The sequence below is a fragment of the Nocardia sienata NBRC 100364 genome, from assembly GCF_001613205.1.
Classification (GTDB): Bacteria; Actinomycetota; Actinomycetes; order Mycobacteriales; family Mycobacteriaceae; genus Nocardia; species Nocardia sienata.
On sequence record NZ_BDBX01000062.1, the window covers coordinates 24,720 to 41,656 of the forward strand.

Genomic DNA, 16,937 nt, shown 5'->3' on the forward strand with positions numbered 1-16,937 from the left:
CGGGACCTGTCCCGTGCAGACTAGTCGGCGGCGGAATCGACGACCGCGACGGCGGTGGCGAACGGGCCGAGCTCGACCTCCCCGTTCGTCACCTCTTTCCGCACTGCCGGACCGGAACCGGTTGTGGTGTCGACCGTATCGATCGCGACCACCGGGTCGGTGAAGTTCACCGGTACCGGGTGCGGATTCTTGTTGACGAGCAGGATGCGGCGCCGGCCGTCCGGGGAAGTGAAGGCCTGGCTGTGCACCGTGGTCTCCGGGGCGTCCGGCACGGGAGAGGTCGTGGCCCGGTGCACGGTGTCGCCCGGGCCGAAATTATCGAGCAGCAGCTGCAGCGCGCGATAGCGGGCATTGGGCTCCCCGGTGTTCCAGTCGAGCAGCGAGGCGCCGTGGATCATCCCCGGATAGTCGATGAACTCGGCCACGCCCACCAGGTCGATGCCGAGTGCGGTCAGCCGTGACCACAGGTACGCGACGACGGCTCCGCTGAGCGCCCAATAGTCCTCGGGTGCATCGGGTTCCGGATTCATGACATCCGGGGTGAAGGTGCCGAGTTCGTTGATATGTGTCTCGGTCGCGGGCGACAGGCGGTGTTTGATGGATTCGACCAGCTGCACCTGGCGCAGGAAACCGTCCGCCTGGGCGAAGAACAGGCCGGGCCATTGCTCGAACGGTGCGTTCCCGGCCAGAGACATCGGGTTGACGATCTGCGGGGTCGCGTAGAAGTGGTACGAGAACGCATCCAGGGGGGTGCCGTCCTGGTGGTTGGCGGGGTCGAGGAAGTGCCAGAAGTACTCCGGATCGGTGGTGACCGGGCTGAGCGAGAGCCCGATGAACTTCATCTCCGGATCGAGCGGGCGCAGCCGTTCGACGACCGCGTCGTAGAGCCTGGTGTAGACCTCGGGTGAGAGCTGATGGCCGATATCGGGTTCGCACAGCACCTCCCAGTAGGCGAAGCGGTGGTCGCGGCCGGATTCGTGCCGGACTCCGAACTGGTCGGTGAATCCGCCGTCGATGTACCAGCGGCCGATCCGCTCGAAATGCTCGGCCACTTCGGTGAGGGTCCGGTCACGGAATTGCGTGCCCTGTTCGTAGTCCCAATGGATCGCGGCCGGATCGTCCTGCACCACCACCGGTTCCGGTGTTTCGAACATCCAGGTGGGGATGGTGGCGAAGTTCGCGACCACCGGCCGGCCGGAGGTGGCATCCAGGAAGTCGTCCACGAACTCGTCGAGCCGCCGGAAATCCCATGAGGTCCGGCCGTCGGCGGGCGCCTCGAGTTCGGGTACCGCCAATTTGGGGGAGGACCACCAGGGTAGGAATCGGGTGTAGTCGGTCCGGAGCGCACGCAGCGCGTCGAAGGCCTTGTCGTGGATCTGCGAACCGCGGCGCAGCGGCGGCGCGGTCCACAGATGGGTGGTCAGTGTCGTTTTCGAGGTGATGGTCGGTGTCGTCCAGTCGACCGTGACGGGCAGCGAGAAGTTCATGATTACTTCTTTCGTGGGAGTTAGATCCGCAACTGTAGCTACGGTGATATAGCTACGCAAGTGTAGCTAAATCTGCGCGGGGGTGCGCCGGTTGCTCGATATCGCACGACGGGCTATGCCCTGACGGTGGGAGACTCTGTCGGCCCAGGAGCGGACACTGATCCCATGGCATACGACGAGGAACTGGCGGAGCGGGTCCGGGCTGTGCTGAACGCCGGCACCGAGGTATCCGAGCGGCGCATGTTCGGCGGGCTGGCCTTCCTGATCGGCGGCCATATGGGGGTCGCGGTCAGCCGGGAGGGCGGGTTGATGGTGCGAATGGAGCCCGCGGCGGCCGCCGCGCTGGTCGACGACATCTCGGTGACCCCCATGGTGATGCAGGGCCGGGAACTGGACGGGTGGCTACGGGTGACCGAGGCGGCGGTCCGCGACGACCGTGACCTCACCACCTGGGTCGCACGCGGCGTCCGGTTCGCCGCAGCGCTGCCGCCCAAGACGCCGCAACCCCGGCGACCGAGGCGGAAGAACGCCCGGCTGCGGTGACCGGTGTGCTCACCACTGGTCGTTGGAGTTCAGGGCGACCAGCAGCCGGCGGATCGCGGCCACTCGCCGCGCTTTGTCCGGGAGTTCGTCCAGCGCGCATTCCGGATCGGCGGGTGGGCCCAGATGCGTACAACCGCGCGGGCAGTCCTCGATCGCCTCGGCGAGATCGGTGAAGGCCGCGATCACATCGTCGGGCGTGATGTGGGCGAGGCCGAACGACCGGACACCCGGAGTATCGATGACCCAGCCGCCGCCCGGCAGCGCCAGCGCGACCGACTGCGTGGAGGTGTGCTTGCCCTTGCCGACCCCGGACACCTCGCCGACCGCCCGCTCGGCATCGGGAACCAGCCGGTTGACCAGGGTGGATTTCCCTACCCCCGAATGCCCCAGGAAGCAGGTGAGATGGCCGGTGAGCAGGGCCAGTGTCGCATCGAGCGGGTCGTCGATCCCCGCGTAGACGATGGTCAGGTCCAGATCGTCGAACGCGGCCGCGAATTCCGAGTCTGCGGCCAGATCATGTTTGGTGAGACACAGAACCGGTTCCAGGCCGCCCGCATAGGCGGCCACCATGGCCCGCTCCACGAACCCGGTGCGTGGCGGCGGATCGGCCAGCGCCACCACGATGAACAACTTCTCCGCATTACCGACCACCACGCGCTCGAACGGATCGGTGTCGTCGGCGGTGCGCCGCAGCACGGTGGTGCGCTCGGTGACCCGGACGATCCGTGCGAGGGTGTCGGGCCGGCCGGACAGGTCGCCGACCACCTCGACCCGATCACCGACCACGATGGGGGTGCGTCCCAGTTCCCGGGCCCGCATGGCCACCAGCGGACGCTGCGGATCCCCGTCGAGCACGCATCCCCAGCGCCCCCGGTCCACCGAGACGACCATCGCCGGCTGCGCGTCCCGGTGTTCGGGGCGGGTCTTGGTCCGCGGCCGCGAACTCCGCCCGGGACGCACCCGGACATCGGATTCGTCGTAGGAGGCGGTGGTGCGGCCGCGCCGGCTCAGTGAGCCGCTCCCGGTTCGGCCGACTGCGGGTCGAGCATCGATTCCCACAGGGCGACGAAATCGGGCAGGGTCTTGGCGGTCGTCCCGATGTCCTCGATTTCGATCCCCGGTACCGCGAGCCCGAGAATCGCGCCGGCGGTGGCCATCCGGTGGTCGGCGTAGGAATGCCAGCGACCGCCGTGTAGCGGGGCGGGGACGATCTCCAGGCCGTCCTCGGTTTCGGAAACCTGCCCGCCGAGCCGGTTGATCTCGGTGGACAGTGCGGCCAGCCGATCGGTCTCGTGCCCGCGCAGATGGGCGATGCCCCGCAGCCGGGACTCCGAATCGGCCAGCGCCGCCAGCGCCGCGACGGTCGGGGTCAGCTCGCCCACATCGTGCAGATCGATATCGATACCGGCCAGACGGTCCGGGCCGGTCACGGTGAGCGAGCCCTCGCTGAAACCGGCTTCGGCCCCCATCCGCACCAGGATCTCCCGGATCACATCGCCGGCCTGGGTGGTCAGCCGAGGCCAGTGCGGGATGCCGACACTGCCGCCGGTGACCGCGGCCGCGGCCAGGAACGGAGTGGCATTGGACAGGTCCGGCTCGACCTTCCAGTCGACCGCGCGAATCGGGCCGGGTGGCACGGTCCAGGTCTGCTCGCCCCGGACATCGGTGGGCGCCTCGACCACGACATCGGCGCGGCGCAGCATCTCGACGGTCATCTCGATATGGGGCATGGAGGGCAGCGCGCTACCGGAATGGCGCACCACCACGCCCTCGTCGAAACGCGCCCCCGACAGCAGCAGACCCGAGACGAACTGCGAGGAACCCGAGGCGTCGATGGTGATGGCGCCACCGCGCAGGGCGCCGGTCCCGCGCACGGTGAACGGCAGGGCGTCGCCCTCGATATCCGCGCCGAGCCCACGCAGGGCGTCGAGGATGGTGCGCAGCGGGCGGACCCGGGCGGCGATATCGCCGTCGAAGGCGGTCTCGCCCATCGCGAGGGTCGCCACCGGGGGCACGAAACGCATCACGGTTCCGGCCAGGCCGCAATCGACCCGCCCGCCCCGTAGTGGCGCGGGGGTGACGGCGAGGGTGTCGGCGTCACCGATGATCTGGGTGCCCAGGGCACGCAGCGCGGCGATCATCAGACCGGTGTCGCGGCTGCGCAGGGCCCCGGTGATGGTCGAGGGGCCATCGGCGAGCGCGGCCAGGACCAGTGCTCTGTTCGTGATCGATTTGGAGCCGGGCAGGGTGACGGTCGCATGCACTGGGGCATCGACATGGGGCGCTGGCCAGAAACTCACTCGACCATCTTGGCGCATCGGGCCGACAGGCGTGTCGGTGGTGCTCGTCAGTGTGTCGCCGAGCACCACCGATCGTGTCCTCATCTGTGGTGGCCGGGCTACTTGTTCCGGCCGTGCAGCAGCGGAACCATCTTGCGCAGCATCTTCATGTTGGCCTGGGTGCGGCGATAGCTCTGCAACGCCATCCCGGGAATCGTGAAGCGCTGCACCGCGATCGAATGCGGCCGGACGAATTCGCGCATACCCGGCTCACCGTGGATACGGCCGATACCGGAGTCGGCGCTGCCGCCGAAGGGAAGTCCGGGGATGGCGGCGAAGCCGAGTACCGAGTTCACCGAGGTCGCGCCGACCTTCAGCCGCCGGGCGATCTCGAGCCCCTGCTTCTTCGAGTACACCGCCGAGGCCAGGCCGAAGGTGGTGTTGTTGGCGAGATCCACGGCCTCGTCGATGCTGTTCACCGTGGTGACGGTGACGGTCGGCCCGAAGGTCTCCTCCTTGACCGCCGGCGAATCCTCGTCCACGTCCACCAGCACGACGGGTTCGATGAAGGGGCCCTTGATCGATTCCGGGCCGCCCAGCAGCGCCTTACCGCCGCTGGCCAGGGCCGCGTCGATATGCTTCTTGACGATATCGATCTGGCTCGGCATGGTCATCGGGCCGTAGGCGGCGCCCTTGTCCGAACCGGGTTTCACATCCTTGAGGATGCGGGTCAGCTCGGCGAGGAACTCCTCTTTGACCGACTTGTCCACGTAGACGCGTTCCACGCCGGCGCAGGTCTGACCGCTGTTCGAGGTGGCGCCCCAGGCTATGGCGTCGGCGGCGGCCTTCACGTCCGCGTCCGCGGCCACGATCACGGGATCCTTACCGCCGCACTCCAGCAGTACCGGGGTGAGGTTTTCAGCGGCCGAGGCCATGATCTTGCGCCCGGTGGCGGCCGAACCGGTGAACGCGACCTTGTCCACTCCGGATTTCACCAGCGCGGCGCCGGTCGCGCCGAAACCGTTGATCGCGACGAAAACGCCCTCGGGCAATTCCGGATTGGCCTCGGAGAATGCCTCGGCGAGGAAATTGCCGATTCCGGTCGAGAATTCCGACGGCTTGAACACCACGGTGTTACCGGCGGCCAGGGCGTAGGCCAGCGACCCGTTAGGGGTGTAGACGGGATAGTTCCACGGTCCGATCACGCCGATCACACCCAGCGGCCGGTATTCGATGCGGGCCGAGAAGTTCGCCATCAGCGGGCCCGAGGGGACCTTCTGGGGGGACAGCACCTTCTTGGCGTGCTTGGCCGCCCACGCGATGTGCTCGAGCGCGAGCATCAGCTCCAGGAATGCGTCGTCGAGCGGTTTGCCGTTCTCGGCGTGGATGAGCGCGCAGAATTCGTCGGATTTGGCGACCAGCCGGCTGGACCAGCGCAGCAGGGCCTTCTTCCGGCCGTCGAAGCCGAGGTCTTCCCACACCGGAGCGGCGGCGCGCGCCTTCGCGACAGCCTCGCCGACCGCCTTCTCGTCGGCGATCGGGTACGTGGCCAGGGTAGCTCCTGTGGCCGGATCGACCGAGGTGAGCACCGACTCTTTCTCGGTAGCGTTTTCGGTGGTTGTCACAGGTTCTCCTCTGCGGAAGTAGGGCGGTGGCTGCGCGCGTGAACGGGCAGCCTCTCACCGCCGCGTCCCCGGTGAGAGAATGCTAAGACATAACTCTCAACACGTCACCAAGTACTGGCATCATTGTTGCGGACGGGGGCGGGATTGTCTTGATCTGTCGGTGTTCGGTGGAAGTATCGGAATATGTGCGGACGGTACGCGACAACGACGGATCCCGGCCGGCTCGCGGTCGAGTTGGACGCCATCGACGAGACCGGGACCTCCTGGGGTTCTGGAGCGCCGGGCGGTGGCGAACCTGCGACCGGGGAGGACGCTGATGCCCGCGGAGGCCGGGCGCCGGGGGTGAACTACAACGTCGCGCCGACGACGCAGATCGTCACGGTCGTCGACCGGCATACCCACGAACGCCCCGACGACACACCGAGCCGCCGTATCCGGCGGATGCGCTGGGGGCTGATTCCGCACTGGAGCAAAGCCGCCGAACCGGGTATTCCGGTGAAGGGGAAACCGCTGTTCAACGCCCGGGCCGACAAGGCTGCCACGCTCCCGTCCTTCCGGGACGCGGTGAAATACCGGCGCTGCCTGGTGCCGATGGACGGCTGGTACGAATGGCTCGTCGAACCCGATCCGGCAGGACCGGGCAACGGTAAGAAAGCCAAGGTGGTCAAGCACCCGTACTTCATGTCCCGTCCGGACGGTGACCGGTTGTACATGGCGGGGTTGTGGTCGGTCTGGCGGGATCGCTCACTCGAGGATCCGCAACCGCTGCTGTCGTGCACCATCCTCACCACCGACGCCGTCGGTGACCTCACCCGGATCCACGACCGGATGCCGCTGCCCATGCCCCGCGAGCACTGGGACGCCTGGCTCGATCCCGATCATCGCGCCCCCGCCGACCTGCTCGGCCCACCGAGCGAGGCCCTGGTGGCCGAAATCGTGGCCCGGCCGGTGTCGACCCTGGTGAACAGTGTGAAGAACAACGGTCCGCAACTACTGGCGCCCGCCCCCGAAACGGCGGAGCAGACCACCCTGTTGTGAGGTCACGTCTGCCCGAGACAGTGAACCGCCCCGGGCAGACGCCGGCTCAGCCGCCCAGGGGGCATTCGATCGCCGGAGTGGCGATGTGCAAGCCGCATTTCAAGATATCGCCGCTCAGATCGATGACCTCGGTCACCACTCCGCCGCCGGCTTCCTCGGCGCGCTCGCCGGCTTCCTCGGCGCGCTTTCCGAGTTCGTCCTCCGGGGTGCGGCTCTCCGGGGTGCGGCTGTCCGATTCGTTCTCGGAGGCGCCCTGGCCGTCGAACGGGAACTCACCCGGTGCCGCCAGGGCCACCGGTGCCGACAGCACCGCCGGGCCGGCGGACAAGGCCACGGCCGCGGATACGGCGAAGAACACGGTGCGCACAGATTTGCGCGGGGACATATCGCATCACATCCTCGGGTCGGACGATCGGTCGTACCAAGTAACGCATACGAACGGGTCTGACCTGGGGAATTCCCGCCCGGCACGCGGAGCGCGGGCCGAATCGGAGGTCCGCGCCGCCCGGCCTCAGGCGGTGACCGGCGCGGTGACCGCCGCGGTCAATCGCACCAGATCGGTGGGCGAGAGTTCGATTTCCAGACCCCGCCGCCCCGCACTGCACAGCACCCGATCCCAGCCGAGCGCGGACTCGTCGACCACCGTGGGATGGCGTTTGCGCTGTCCCAGCGGGGAGATACCGCCCAGCACGTAACCGGTCCCCCGCTCGGCCCGGGTACGGTCTGCCAGCGCCGCCTTGGGTACCCCCAGCGCCGCCGCCGCGGCCTTCAGCGACAGGGTGCCGGGGACCGGCAGCACCGCGACCGCCAGCGCGCCGGTGGACAACTCCAGCACCAGAGTCTTGAAGATCTGCCCCGGTTCGACACCGAGGCGCGCGACCAGTACATCGACCGCTTCGCCACCGTAGGTACCGGCGCGGGGGTCGTGGTCGTAGCTGTGCACGGTGTGTGCGGTACCGGCGCTGACCAGTGCCCGGATCGCCGGAGTAGCGGCTGCTGCCATGGTCCGGACCCTACCCGGGCGACACCGTACCGGCCGTTGGGGTGACTTTCCCATGGTCGGGGAACACTTCGCGCGCACAGTGAGTTGTACGCGGCAGATACAGCGCATCGGCGGAACAGACCGTTCCGCTGGTGCGGCCCCGCGCACGAGTGAAGGAGTGACGGTGCCCGTTCTCGTCGAACCACGCCCGGTCCACCATGATCCGGCTCCGGCGCGCACGCGGTTCTTCCCGCAGTTCACGCTCCCGGTAGATTTGGCAGGTAAGCCGATCGAAGGGACACGTGTGACGAGCGAGGACGACGTGGCGACCGACACCGGCGCCGACGCGCGGCCTGCCGGGCAGCCGGAGACCGACGCCGAACTGGCCCAGCGGTTCGAGCGGGACGCGCTACCCATGCTGGACCAGCTCTACGGCGCTGCCCTGCGGATGACGCGTAACCCCGCCGACGCCGAGGACCTGGTCCAGGAGACCTATGTCAAGGCCTACGCCGGTTTCAAGTCCTTCAAAGAAGGCACCAACCTGCGGGCCTGGCTCTACCGGATCCTCACCAACACCTACATCAACTCGTATCGGAAGAAACAGCGCCAGCCCGCGCAGTACCCCACCGACGAGATCACCGACTGGCAGCTGGCCGCCACCGCCGAGCACAGCTCCACCGGCCTGCGCTCGGCCGAGGTCGAGGCCCTCGACGCCCTTCCCGACGACGACATCAAAGCCGCCCTCGTGGAACTGCCCGAGGAGTTCCGGATGGCGGTGTACTACGCCGATGTCGAAGGGTTCCCGTACAAGGAAATCGCCGACATCATGGGCACTCCGATCGGTACGGTGATGTCCCGGCTGCATCGCGGCCGCAAACAACTGAAGGGTCTGCTCGCCGATGTGGCGCGCGAACGCGGGTTCAACCGCGCCGCGTCCGGGTCCGGCGATACCGATACCGCCGCGGCGGTTCGCCAGGAGGTCAAGCAGTGAGCACCGAGCACGACCCCGATATGGAGCTCGACTGCACGGCGGTACTGGCCGACGTCTGGCTCATGCTCGACGGCGAATGCGACGATCGCACCCGCGAACGCCTCCAACACCATATGGACCACTGCGCGCCCTGCATCGAGGCCTACGGCATCGAAGAGAAGATCAAGAGCATGCTGCACCGTAAATGCGGCGGCGACAGGGCACCCGATTCACTGCGCGAACGGCTCGCCGTGGAGATCCGATCGGTGACCTTCCGGACCGGCGATCTCCCGGTCGACCCGAACCGGGCTTGATACCGGCCCACCCCCGAACACCGAGCGGCCCGCACTTCTCGAGAAGTGCGGGCCGCTCGTGGTCTGTGCCCGGCCTCAGCCGGTCGGCTCAGGCGTTGGGACGCTTGCCGTGATTGGCGGCATTTCCCTTACGGCTGCGCTTCTTGCGGCCACGCTTACCCATCGGTAGCTCCCTCCTGGGGACATATCCCGCGACTGCGGGGAGTACATGTTGATCCCGGCCATTCTTCCATGTGTGGTTGGCTGTACCGACGGCGGTACAGCGGGCCCGGCCCCGATACCGGAACGAACCTAGTGAACGGGGTGTCCATGGCGGAAGAAGTGCGGGCGGAGATGGTGTCCACGGTGCTCACCGTCGAGGTCGAAGTCGGGGAGCAGGTCACCGTCGACCAGACCTTGGTCCTGCTCGAATCCATGAAGATGGAGATTCCGGTGATCACCGAGGTCGGCGGCGAAGTCGCCGCCATCGCGGTCACCCCGGGCCAGGTCCTCCAGCAAGGCGACCTCATCGCCGTCGTGCAGTAATTTCGGCGCTGACCGGCGGGACCAAGGGGGCCTCGACCCCGCGCGCCGAAGGCGCGCCAAAATTACCGTATGTCGACACTGAGTGATCTGCTGGCCGAGCACACCGATCTGCCCGGGGCGGGGGTGGATCATCTCCAGCGGGTGGTCGGTGACTGGCAATTGCTCGCCGACCTGTCGTTTTCGGATCTGCTGTTGTGGGTGGGGGCGGGGCCGGTCGACGACGGCGCCGATATCGTCTGCGTCGCCCAGTGCCGGCCGACCACCGCGCCGACGGTGCACCTGGAGGACCTGGTCGGGACCACGGCCCGGTATGCCGAGCATTCACAGGTGTTCGAGGCACTTACCCGTGGCGAGATCGTGCGCACCGACACCGAGGGAGAGGCACAGGGGGTCTACCATCCGCATCCGGTGCAGGCGATCCGGGAGGCGATCCCGGTGCGGTGCGGCGACGATGTGATCGCGGTGCTCAGCCGGGATACCGACCGGCAGCGATCGCGGGTGCGCAGTGGGCTCGAGATCGCCTATGTCGCCTGCGCCGACGATCTGTGCCAGATGATCGCCGACGGGACGTTCCCGACCACCGAGGACCGCGCTGCCACCCATTCCAGTCCGCGTGCGGGCGACGGGTTCATCCGGCTCGATACCGAGGGAATCGTCACCTACGCCAGCCCGAACGCGCTGTCGGCGTATCACCGGATGGGGTTGCAGGCCGATCTGGCGGGCCAGGATCTCGCCGTCACCACGCGATCGTTGATCACCGATCCGTTCGACGCCCAGGAGGTGGTGGGGGATATCCAGGCCGCCCTGGCGGGTCGTACCGGGCGCCGGATGGAGGTGGAGGCGCGGGGGGCCACCGTCCTGTTGCGCACCCTGGTGCTGCGCCCGCACGGGCAATTGGCGGGGGCGGCGGTGCTGGTCCGCGATGTCACCGAGGTCAAACGCCGGGACCGGGCGCTGCTCAGCAAGGACGCCACCATCCGCGAGATCCACCACCGGGTGAAGAACAACCTGCAGACGGTGGCGGCGTTGCTGCGGCTGCAGGCGCGTCGCACCGAGAACGAAGAGGCGCGGGTGGCGCTCACCGAATCGGTGCGCCGGGTCACCTCCATCGCGTCGGTGCACGAGATGCTGTCCATGTCCGTCGACGAGGAAGTCGATCTGGACGAGGTCGTCGATCGGCTGCTGCCGATCATGGCCGATGTCGCCACGGTGCACACGGCCCGGATCACGGTGCGCCGGGCCGGTTCTCTGGGGGTCTTCTCCGCCGAACGGGCGACTCCGCTGGTCATGGTGCTGACCGAATTGGTGCAGAACGCCATCGAGCACGCCTTCGACGGCGGGCAGAACGGTACGGTGACCATCCGCGCAGAGCGTTCGGCACGCTGGCTGGACGTGATCATCAGCGATGACGGGCGGGGACTGCCGGAAGGATTCAGCCTGCAGTCCTCCGACAGTCTCGGCCTGCAGATCGTGCGCACGCTGGTGACCGCGGAACTGGGCGGTACGATCGGCCTGCACCCGGGGGCCGATATCGGCACCGACGCAGTGCTGCGCGTGCCGCTGGGGCGCCGCTCGGCACGGTGATACCTGACGGAAACTCGCCGGTTTCAATTATGCATACCCTGGATCGCCTGTGGTCGAAAACACCACGAGGATTTCCGGGTCTGTATTCCGGTAAAGTCCGCCGCCCGGGCCGCCGGGCCCTGGAAAAGATTCAGCCCGGCACCAGAATGCTGGTGCCGGGCACTCGCGACGCCCCGGACCGGGCTGGGTCCGGTAATCGCTTCCCTGCGCTCTAGACGGCCGTCCGAGTGCGGGTACGCGCATTGCGGCGCTTGAGCGCACGTCGCTCGTCTTCGCTCATTCCGCCCCATACGCCGGCGTCCTGCCCGGATCCCAGAGCCCAGGACAGGCATTCGGCGGTAACAGGGCAGCGAGCGCAGACCAGCTTGGCATCGGCAATCTGCGCGAGCGCAGGACCACTGTTGCCCACCGGGAAAAACAGCTCAGGGTCCTCGTCGCGACAGATGGCCTTATGGCGCCAGTCCATTCCTTCTGCTCCTTAGTAGGGCGCCGCTACCGGGCGCCGATTCGGTTGGTGGGTCGTTCACTTGTGCGAACTGAATGTTTCCGCACGGTTGCTTGTGAATGCTTTCACGAACACCGTAGATGTCAATAGGTATCCGATGCACCGTGGGGAAGCTCACGCACTGAAGTCCCGCATCGGGGACCGCCGCAGTCCTTTGTACTCGCCTACGCCGGTTTCTGCAGCACAACGAGATGTATTTCCCGAATGCGTCAGTTCAAACCGGTCGCGGGGCGACCACGTCCAGGACGTTGGGTACAGCGGTGAAATCCACCACGTCACGTTCACCGATGAAGTCGCCGTCGATTTGCAGGCCGATGGGATCGGCGCTGGTGATGCGCACCGACGGGACGTCGTCGTCACGGAACAATTTCCGCGACTTCGGCTCGGAGTGCGGCGACAGCAGTTGTGTCGCCAGGCGCAGTGTAGGCAGTAACGCCATGGTTCGCACGGCGAACACACCGAGTCCCGTTTCGAACCGGGTACCCGGATTGGTACATACCGGAGTCGCGTTCAGATAAGTCCAGGGACTGGTATTGGTCACAAAGGCGTAATGAACCCCGGAAACAGGTTCGTGTCCGGGAACGTGCACCGTGACTTCGGGCCGGTCGCGTTTGACGCGAAAGAATTGACGGACGGTCGTGCGTACATAGCGCGCCGGCGTCGCGGCATGCCCTTTGGCCCGGGCCGTATCGATCGCGGCACACACATCGGCGTCCAGACCGACGCCCGCGCTGAAACAGAACCACCGATCATCGGTGAGCCCCAACCCTATTCGGCGGTCGGCGTCACCGGCCTTGAGCAGATCGATCAACTGATTGGTGGCCGCCACCGGGTCCGGCCGGATATCGAGTGAACGCGCGAACACATTGGCCGAACCACCGGGAATTATGCCGAGTCGCGGTCGCCACACCTGACCGTCGTCCACCTGCGGCAGCGGTACGAAACCGTTGATGGTCTCGTTGACCGTCCCGTCGCCGCCGTGCACCACGATCAGATCCATCTCATTGGTCGCCGCCCACTGCGCCAGCTCCGCGGCATGCCCGCGATGCTGGGTGTGCGCCACTGTCAGCTGGGTCCGGCTCTCGAGCGCGTGCGCGAGCAGATCTCGCGTGGCCGCGGTGGTAGAGGTCGCATTGGGGTTGACGATCAACAACGTCCGCACCTACGCACCTTAATGGAATGGGCTGTGCACATGGCGGCGCCTCCGGCGCCGCGGGGTCTGCCAGGGGAACGATAGGTGGCCTGAGGATGGGGTGGGTAGCGATCACGTGACGCTGTGGGTGGGATGGGAGTGTGTCCACCTAAGCTGGCCGGGTGGTCGAGCGAAAAGACGTCGGTGGTGTGCCCGGGACGGTCCGTGGGGCCGGGGGGTTGGTGACGCTGGAGGGCGCGGTCGCGGTGATCGTGGCCGTGGTGCTGATCGTGCGGGCGCTGCTGGGGCACCGGGAGGACGAGATCAGCGGCTACGGCACTGCCATGTGGTTCGGGATCCTGGGCGGCGCGGTGCTGGCCTCCGGGATCGGGCTGCTGTTCGGCCAGCGCTGGGGTCGAGCGATCGCGGTCATCACCCAGCTGCTGCTGCTGCCGGTGGTGTGGTCGCTGCTGTTCGGGTCGGGGCAGCCGTTGTACGGGACCGTGCTGGGGGTGGTGGCGTTGGGAGCGCTGGGCCTGTTGTTCGCGCCGCCGACCTCACGCTGGGCGGCGCAGGAGTACGGCGTGACGGGCGAGGAGTGAGCGGCGCCGCGATTCACTCGCAGGCGGCGATCTCCGCGGTATCGGCCAGGGCGGTGAGTGCTTCCCCGGAGAGCCGGTAGCCCACCCAGTCGTCCTGGACGCGCGCGCCGAGTGATTCGTAGAACCCGATCGAGGGCGTGTTCCAGGTGAGCACCGACCAGCTCACTCTGCTGTAGCCGTGGATCCGTGCCTCGTGCGCGAGCGCCGCGATCAGCGCCCGGCCGAGCCCGCTGCCGCGGGCCGCGGGGGTGACGTACAGATCTTCCAGATGGATCCCGTGCACGCCGTCCCAGGTGGAGAAGTTGCGGAACCAGATGGCGCAACCGCTGATCACACCGTCCCGCAGCGCCACATGAGCGAAAACCGCGGGCTCGGGACCGAACAACGCGATGTGCAGTTGCTCGGCCGTGAGCGTGCATTCGTCCCGGGCTTTCTCGTATTCGGCCAGGCCGTACACCAGATCGACGAGGTCGGGGATATCGGCGGGAGTGGCGCGGCGGATGAGCGGGGCGGAAGTCACGGGCGCGGAATCCTTATCTGGTCGTGGGCCGGGGCCCGGGTGGGGAAGTGCGGCGGGCAGACCGCTGGTACGGGATCAATCCGGGTCGTCGGCGCGCAGGTTGTGCGCCCACAACGTCGGGTCCTCGTGTTCGTGGCCCAGGACGCTCACCGCGGCGGTGGTGAGCGCGAACCGGCGTCCCTCCCGGACCTCGAACCCCAGCCAGCGGGCGATGAGGGCCCGGGAGAAATGCCCGTGCCCGACCAGGACCACATCCCGGCTGTCGAGGGCGGCGGCGGCCCGGCGCAGCACCCGGTCGGCGCGGGCGCCGATCTGTTCGGCGGATTCGCCGCCGGGGATCGTGCCGGTCCACACCGTCCACCCGGGATCCCGGGTGCGGATCTCGGTGGTGGTGCGGCCCTCGTAGTCGCCGTAGTCCCATTCGGCCAGGTCGTGATCGATCTGCGGGTCGGGCAGACCGGCCAGCTCGGCGGTGCGCCGGGCGCGTACGCGGGGACTGACGTAGACGAGGGGATCGCGCAACCGCAGCCCTGCCAGCACCCGGCCGGCGGCGGCGGCCTGCCGGGTACCGGTATCGGTGAGCGGTATATCGGTACGGCCGGTGTGGCGGTGCCGCACCGACCAATCGGTCTCACCGTGGCGGACCAGCACCACACGGGCGTCGTCGGAGCCGGGCATAGGGTCCATCATGCCCGGCGTCCGGGCAACCCCGGCGCGGCGGCACCCTGTCGATGCCGGGTGTCAGGTGGCCAGGGTGAGGACCACCAGCGGCACCGGACGGTCGGTGGTGGCCTGGAAATCGGCGAGCAGCGGGTTGTTCGCCAGCACCCAGGCCGCGAATTCGTCGTACTCGGAGCCGGTGAGCACTCGGGCGGTGCCGTGGTACACGTGATCGCCCAGTTCCACGATCACCGCCGGGTCCGCGCGGACATTGTGGTACCAGGCGGGACAACCGCCCTGGACGAACGAGCTGATGTACAGGGTTTCGCCGCGGTACAGCGCCCCCAGCGGGACCACATGCCGTTTACCGGTCCGCGCTCCGGTGCTGGTGAGCAGCAGCAGCTCGGCCCCCGCGTAGGCGCCGCCGACCCGTCCGCCGTTGGCCCGGAACTCCCGGATCACCTCGATGTTCCAGTCGGCCGGGTCCTGCTCGGAGTACTGGTTCCACGGGGCGTCGGGATCGTCGTAACGGAGATGGTCGGTCACGGGGGCCGCGTCGAGAGGTCGCGCTGCTTCGGTCATGGCGCGCAGTCTGCCGGAGGGTACCGACAGAAAATGGCTCACCGCAAAGGTTTTGCGGGTCGCTCGGTATCGCTGCGCGGTGTGTCGACGGTGGCGGGGTCGGCGAGGGCGACGAGTTGGCCGTCGCGGTGTTCGAGCACCGTGGTGCCGAGAGCGCCGAGTGAGATCGGGCCGCCGCCGTAATCGGGCCGCGCCACGGGTATCCGGTTGGTCTGGGCGCCGGTGGCCGGATCGAGGGCGGCGATCGCTCCCGGAACCGGCATCAGTAGCTTCCCGGCCATCGCCACCGGTGGGCCGAGCGCATCCGCCGCGGTCCATTTCGGCTCGAACGTACCGGCATCCAGGGCGATCACGCTGTTGCCGGTGAACACCAGGAATGCCGAGCTGGTGCGTACAGTGGTGGCGGTACGGTCGAGTGGGGCCGAGAGTTCCTGCACCACAATCGGATTGCCCTTGGCGTCGAGGATCGTCAGTCGCGGCGCCGCAGATCCGGGTCCGTCGGCGCCGGGCTGGTAGACCGCGATCCGGTTGTCCGACACGGCGATCACGCGCGCGTCCGCGGATGCCGCGCCCGCGCCCTCCAGCAGTCGCGACCCGTACTCCTCGGGTACGTTGTCGTCCTTGGGGGCGGGTGCCTGCACGGTGATCCGGTCGGCGGGCTCCCCCGGACAGCGTTCCAGTACCACCAGCCGCGACGGGCTGGAGGCGGCCGACAGCAGCGCGCAACCCTTGCGCGGCTGGGTCTTCCAGTTCTCCTTGGCGTCCACATGGCCGTACTCGAGGGTGCGCACCAGATCCGACCGCCACATCTCCAGCCGCTGCGGCCCCTGGGCGAGGACGTAGGTGCCGTCGACCGAAAGGCGCACCTGACCGTCCATATAGCTGCTGCGAGCGGTCCGGCGGCGACCGTCGGCGCCGGAGACCATGGTCGTCTCGCTACACCCGCGGTCGGTGCGGTACACCGCGACGACCATGCCGAACTGGGATTCCACTCCGCACAGCGGCAGGTCACGGGTGTAGCGCCACACCTGCGCCCCGGTACGCGGATCGTGCCCGACCACACTGCCGTCCGCGCCGGTGACCGCCACGCCCTCGGCGGTGAGGGCACGGGTGGTCGCCGTATCGGGTGCCCGCCACATCTCCTGGAGTTTTCCCGGTAGCTTCGCGGCGGGCTGCGGCGGCCGGGCCGGCTGGTCGGCGACGGCCGACTCGGTGCCGGCCACCCCGCTGGTCGCCCACCCCACGACCACCGCGACCACCACGAACACGGCGATCGCGGCTGCGGTGATGACGTCGGCGCGCGTTCGCCGCTCGGGTGCGAGCACGTAGGCGAGCGTAACCGATGGCAGGTAACGCATCCGACGGTGCTCGCCGAGCCCCGCACCGGTGTCCCGGTCCGGATACACCGCGAGCGCCGGCGGTAACGGTTACCGCCGGCGCTCGCGGTGTGCTCGTCAGGCCTGTGCCGCGGCGTTCTCGTGCACCGGTGTCGCGCTGTCGGCGGTATCCGCCCGCGGGGCGTGTTCACCGCCGTTTGCCGCCTCGGCCGGCTTGCGGCGCCGCCGGCGGCGGGCGGGCTTGTCCGCGCC

20 protein-coding genes are annotated in these 16,937 nt (G+C 68.1%); 7 read left to right on the plus strand and 13 right to left on the minus strand.

Features of this window, described 5'->3' with window-relative positions; genetic code table 11:
• Positions 1-20 precede the first annotated feature (20 nt).
• Positions 21-1,487: a hypothetical protein gene (locus NS4_RS27785; protein WP_157106291.1), complete on the minus strand. Its 1,467-nt coding sequence runs from the start codon at positions 1,485-1,487 to the stop codon at positions 21-23.
• 165 nt (positions 1,488-1,652) lie between these two features.
• Here NS4_RS27785 and NS4_RS27790 point away from each other — a divergent pair, with 165 nt between their 5' ends.
• Positions 1,653-2,030 (plus strand): TfoX/Sxy family protein, encoded by a 378-nt coding sequence (locus NS4_RS27790; RefSeq protein WP_063062446.1) that lies wholly within the window; start codon positions 1,653-1,655, stop codon positions 2,028-2,030.
• A gap of 9 nt (positions 2,031-2,039) precedes the next feature.
• On the opposite strand, the gene rsgA is transcribed toward NS4_RS27790, so the two are convergent.
• The 3 genes from rsgA to NS4_RS27805 form a co-directional block, all read right to left on the minus strand.
• Positions 2,040-3,041: a ribosome small subunit-dependent GTPase A gene (rsgA, locus tag NS4_RS27795; protein WP_063062461.1), complete on the minus strand. Its 1,002-nt coding sequence runs from the start codon at positions 3,039-3,041 to the stop codon at positions 2,040-2,042.
• Positions 3,038-4,348 carry a 3-phosphoshikimate 1-carboxyvinyltransferase gene (aroA, locus tag NS4_RS27800; protein ID WP_084487794.1) on the minus strand — a complete coding sequence of 437 codons (1,311 nt, stop codon included), beginning with the start codon at positions 4,346-4,348 and terminating at the stop codon, positions 3,038-3,040. Before aroA ends, rsgA begins: the two co-directional genes overlap by 4 nt.
• Positions 4,349-4,428: 80 nt before the next feature.
• On the minus strand, positions 4,429-5,934 hold the full coding sequence (locus NS4_RS27805) for an aldehyde dehydrogenase family protein (protein WP_063062448.1): 1,506 nt from the start codon (positions 5,932-5,934) through the stop codon (positions 4,429-4,431).
• A 183-nt stretch (positions 5,935-6,117) separates the two neighbouring features.
• On the opposite strand from NS4_RS27805, the gene NS4_RS27810 reads away from it, so the two are divergent.
• Entirely contained in the window at positions 6,118-6,972 is an 855-nt protein-coding gene (locus NS4_RS27810; RefSeq protein ID WP_063062449.1) for an SOS response-associated peptidase, read from the plus strand.
• A gap of 46 nt (positions 6,973-7,018) precedes the next feature.
• On the opposite strand, the gene NS4_RS27815 is transcribed toward NS4_RS27810, so the two are convergent.
• On the minus strand, positions 7,019-7,357 hold the full coding sequence (locus NS4_RS27815) for a hypothetical protein (RefSeq protein WP_063062450.1): 339 nt from the start codon (positions 7,355-7,357) through the stop codon (positions 7,019-7,021).
• Positions 7,358-7,483: 126 nt separating this feature from the next.
• Positions 7,484-7,975, minus strand: a complete 492-nt coding sequence (locus NS4_RS27820) for an aminoacyl-tRNA deacylase (RefSeq protein WP_063062451.1) — start codon at positions 7,973-7,975, stop codon at positions 7,484-7,486.
• Between the two features lie 283 nt (positions 7,976-8,258).
• Here NS4_RS27820 and NS4_RS27825 point away from each other — a divergent pair, with 283 nt between their 5' ends.
• Positions 8,259-8,945 (plus strand): sigma-70 family RNA polymerase sigma factor, encoded by a 687-nt coding sequence (locus NS4_RS27825; protein WP_439955818.1) that lies wholly within the window; start codon positions 8,259-8,261, stop codon positions 8,943-8,945.
• 20 nt (positions 8,946-8,965) lie between these two features.
• Positions 8,966-9,238 carry a mycothiol system anti-sigma-R factor gene (gene rsrA, locus NS4_RS27830; RefSeq protein WP_063062462.1) on the plus strand — a complete coding sequence of 91 codons (273 nt, stop codon included), beginning with the start codon at positions 8,966-8,968 and terminating at the stop codon, positions 9,236-9,238.
• Between the two features lie 88 nt (positions 9,239-9,326).
• Here rsrA and NS4_RS34005 read toward each other — a convergent pair whose 3' ends face one another.
• Positions 9,327-9,401 carry a 50S ribosomal protein bL37 gene (locus tag NS4_RS34005; RefSeq protein WP_022597109.1) on the minus strand — a complete coding sequence of 25 codons (75 nt, stop codon included), beginning with the start codon at positions 9,399-9,401 and terminating at the stop codon, positions 9,327-9,329.
• Positions 9,402-9,541: 140 nt separating this feature from the next.
• Between NS4_RS34005 and NS4_RS27835 the strand changes: the two genes are divergently transcribed.
• On the plus strand, positions 9,542-9,763 hold the full coding sequence (locus tag NS4_RS27835) for a biotin/lipoyl-binding carrier protein (protein WP_174552150.1): 222 nt from the start codon (positions 9,542-9,544) through the stop codon (positions 9,761-9,763).
• Positions 9,764-9,832: 69 nt separating this feature from the next.
• Entirely contained in the window at positions 9,833-11,347 is a 1,515-nt protein-coding gene (locus NS4_RS27840) for a sensor histidine kinase (RefSeq protein WP_063062453.1), read from the plus strand.
• A 211-nt stretch (positions 11,348-11,558) separates the two neighbouring features.
• On the opposite strand, the gene NS4_RS31780 is transcribed toward NS4_RS27840, so the two are convergent.
• The gene (locus NS4_RS31780) at positions 11,559-11,813 is read right to left on the minus strand and encodes a WhiB family transcriptional regulator (RefSeq protein ID WP_033243220.1); all 255 of its coding nucleotides are present in this window, start codon (positions 11,811-11,813) and stop codon (positions 11,559-11,561) included.
• Between the two features lie 253 nt (positions 11,814-12,066).
• Positions 12,067-13,014 (minus strand): diacylglycerol/lipid kinase family protein, encoded by a 948-nt coding sequence (locus NS4_RS27845; protein ID WP_063062454.1) that lies wholly within the window; start codon positions 13,012-13,014, stop codon positions 12,067-12,069.
• A gap of 152 nt (positions 13,015-13,166) precedes the next feature.
• Between NS4_RS27845 and NS4_RS27850 the strand changes: the two genes are divergently transcribed.
• Positions 13,167-13,586: a hypothetical protein gene (locus tag NS4_RS27850; protein ID WP_051714858.1), complete on the plus strand. Its 420-nt coding sequence runs from the start codon at positions 13,167-13,169 to the stop codon at positions 13,584-13,586.
• 13 nt (positions 13,587-13,599) lie between these two features.
• On the opposite strand, the gene NS4_RS27855 is transcribed toward NS4_RS27850, so the two are convergent.
• The 4 genes from NS4_RS27855 to NS4_RS27870 form a co-directional block, all read right to left on the minus strand.
• Positions 13,600-14,106, minus strand: coding sequence for a GNAT family N-acetyltransferase (locus NS4_RS27855; RefSeq protein WP_063062455.1), 507 nt, complete (start codon positions 14,104-14,106; stop codon positions 13,600-13,602).
• Between the two features lie 75 nt (positions 14,107-14,181).
• Positions 14,182-14,784 (minus strand): acid phosphatase, encoded by a 603-nt coding sequence (locus NS4_RS27860; protein WP_245665790.1) that lies wholly within the window; start codon positions 14,782-14,784, stop codon positions 14,182-14,184.
• A 63-nt stretch (positions 14,785-14,847) separates the two neighbouring features.
• Positions 14,848-15,348 (minus strand): nitroreductase/quinone reductase family protein, encoded by a 501-nt coding sequence (locus tag NS4_RS27865; RefSeq protein WP_063062457.1) that lies wholly within the window; start codon positions 15,346-15,348, stop codon positions 14,848-14,850.
• Between the two features lie 38 nt (positions 15,349-15,386).
• On the minus strand, positions 15,387-16,706 hold the full coding sequence (locus NS4_RS27870; protein WP_245665792.1) for an Rv3212 family protein: 1,320 nt from the start codon (positions 16,704-16,706) through the stop codon (positions 15,387-15,389).
• Positions 16,707-16,937: the final 231 nt, after the last annotated feature.

What these genes read in the sequence shown, in the direction of transcription:
- NS4_RS27840 (WP_063062453.1), top strand. Translation starts at nt 9,833, where the DNA reads ATGTCGACACTGAGTGATCTGCTGGCCGAGCACACCGATCTGCCCGGG.
- aroA (WP_084487794.1), bottom strand. Translation starts at nt 4,348, where the DNA reads ATGCGCCAAGATGGTCGAGTGAGTTTCTGGCCAGCGCCCCATGTCGAT.
- NS4_RS27815 (WP_063062450.1), bottom strand. Translation starts at nt 7,357, where the DNA reads ATGTCCCCGCGCAAATCTGTGCGCACCGTGTTCTTCGCCGTATCCGCG.
- NS4_RS27790 (WP_063062446.1), top strand. Translation starts at nt 1,653, where the DNA reads ATGGCATACGACGAGGAACTGGCGGAGCGGGTCCGGGCTGTGCTGAAC.
- NS4_RS27865 (WP_063062457.1), bottom strand. Translation starts at nt 15,348, where the DNA reads ATGACCGAAGCAGCGCGACCTCTCGACGCGGCCCCCGTGACCGACCAT.
- NS4_RS27820 (WP_063062451.1), bottom strand. Translation starts at nt 7,975, where the DNA reads ATGGCAGCAGCCGCTACTCCGGCGATCCGGGCACTGGTCAGCGCCGGT.
- NS4_RS31780 (WP_033243220.1), bottom strand. Translation starts at nt 11,813, where the DNA reads ATGGACTGGCGCCATAAGGCCATCTGTCGCGACGAGGACCCTGAGCTG.
- NS4_RS27860 (WP_245665790.1), bottom strand. Translation starts at nt 14,784, where the DNA reads ATGCCCGGCTCCGACGACGCCCGTGTGGTGCTGGTCCGCCACGGTGAG.
- NS4_RS27870 (WP_245665792.1), bottom strand. Translation starts at nt 16,706, where the DNA reads ATGCGTTACCTGCCATCGGTTACGCTCGCCTACGTGCTCGCACCCGAG.
- NS4_RS27785 (WP_157106291.1), bottom strand. Translation starts at nt 1,487, where the DNA reads ATGAACTTCTCGCTGCCCGTCACGGTCGACTGGACGACACCGACCATC.
- NS4_RS27810 (WP_063062449.1), top strand. Translation starts at nt 6,118, where the DNA reads ATGTGCGGACGGTACGCGACAACGACGGATCCCGGCCGGCTCGCGGTC.
- rsrA (WP_063062462.1), top strand. Translation starts at nt 8,966, where the DNA reads ATGGAGCTCGACTGCACGGCGGTACTGGCCGACGTCTGGCTCATGCTC.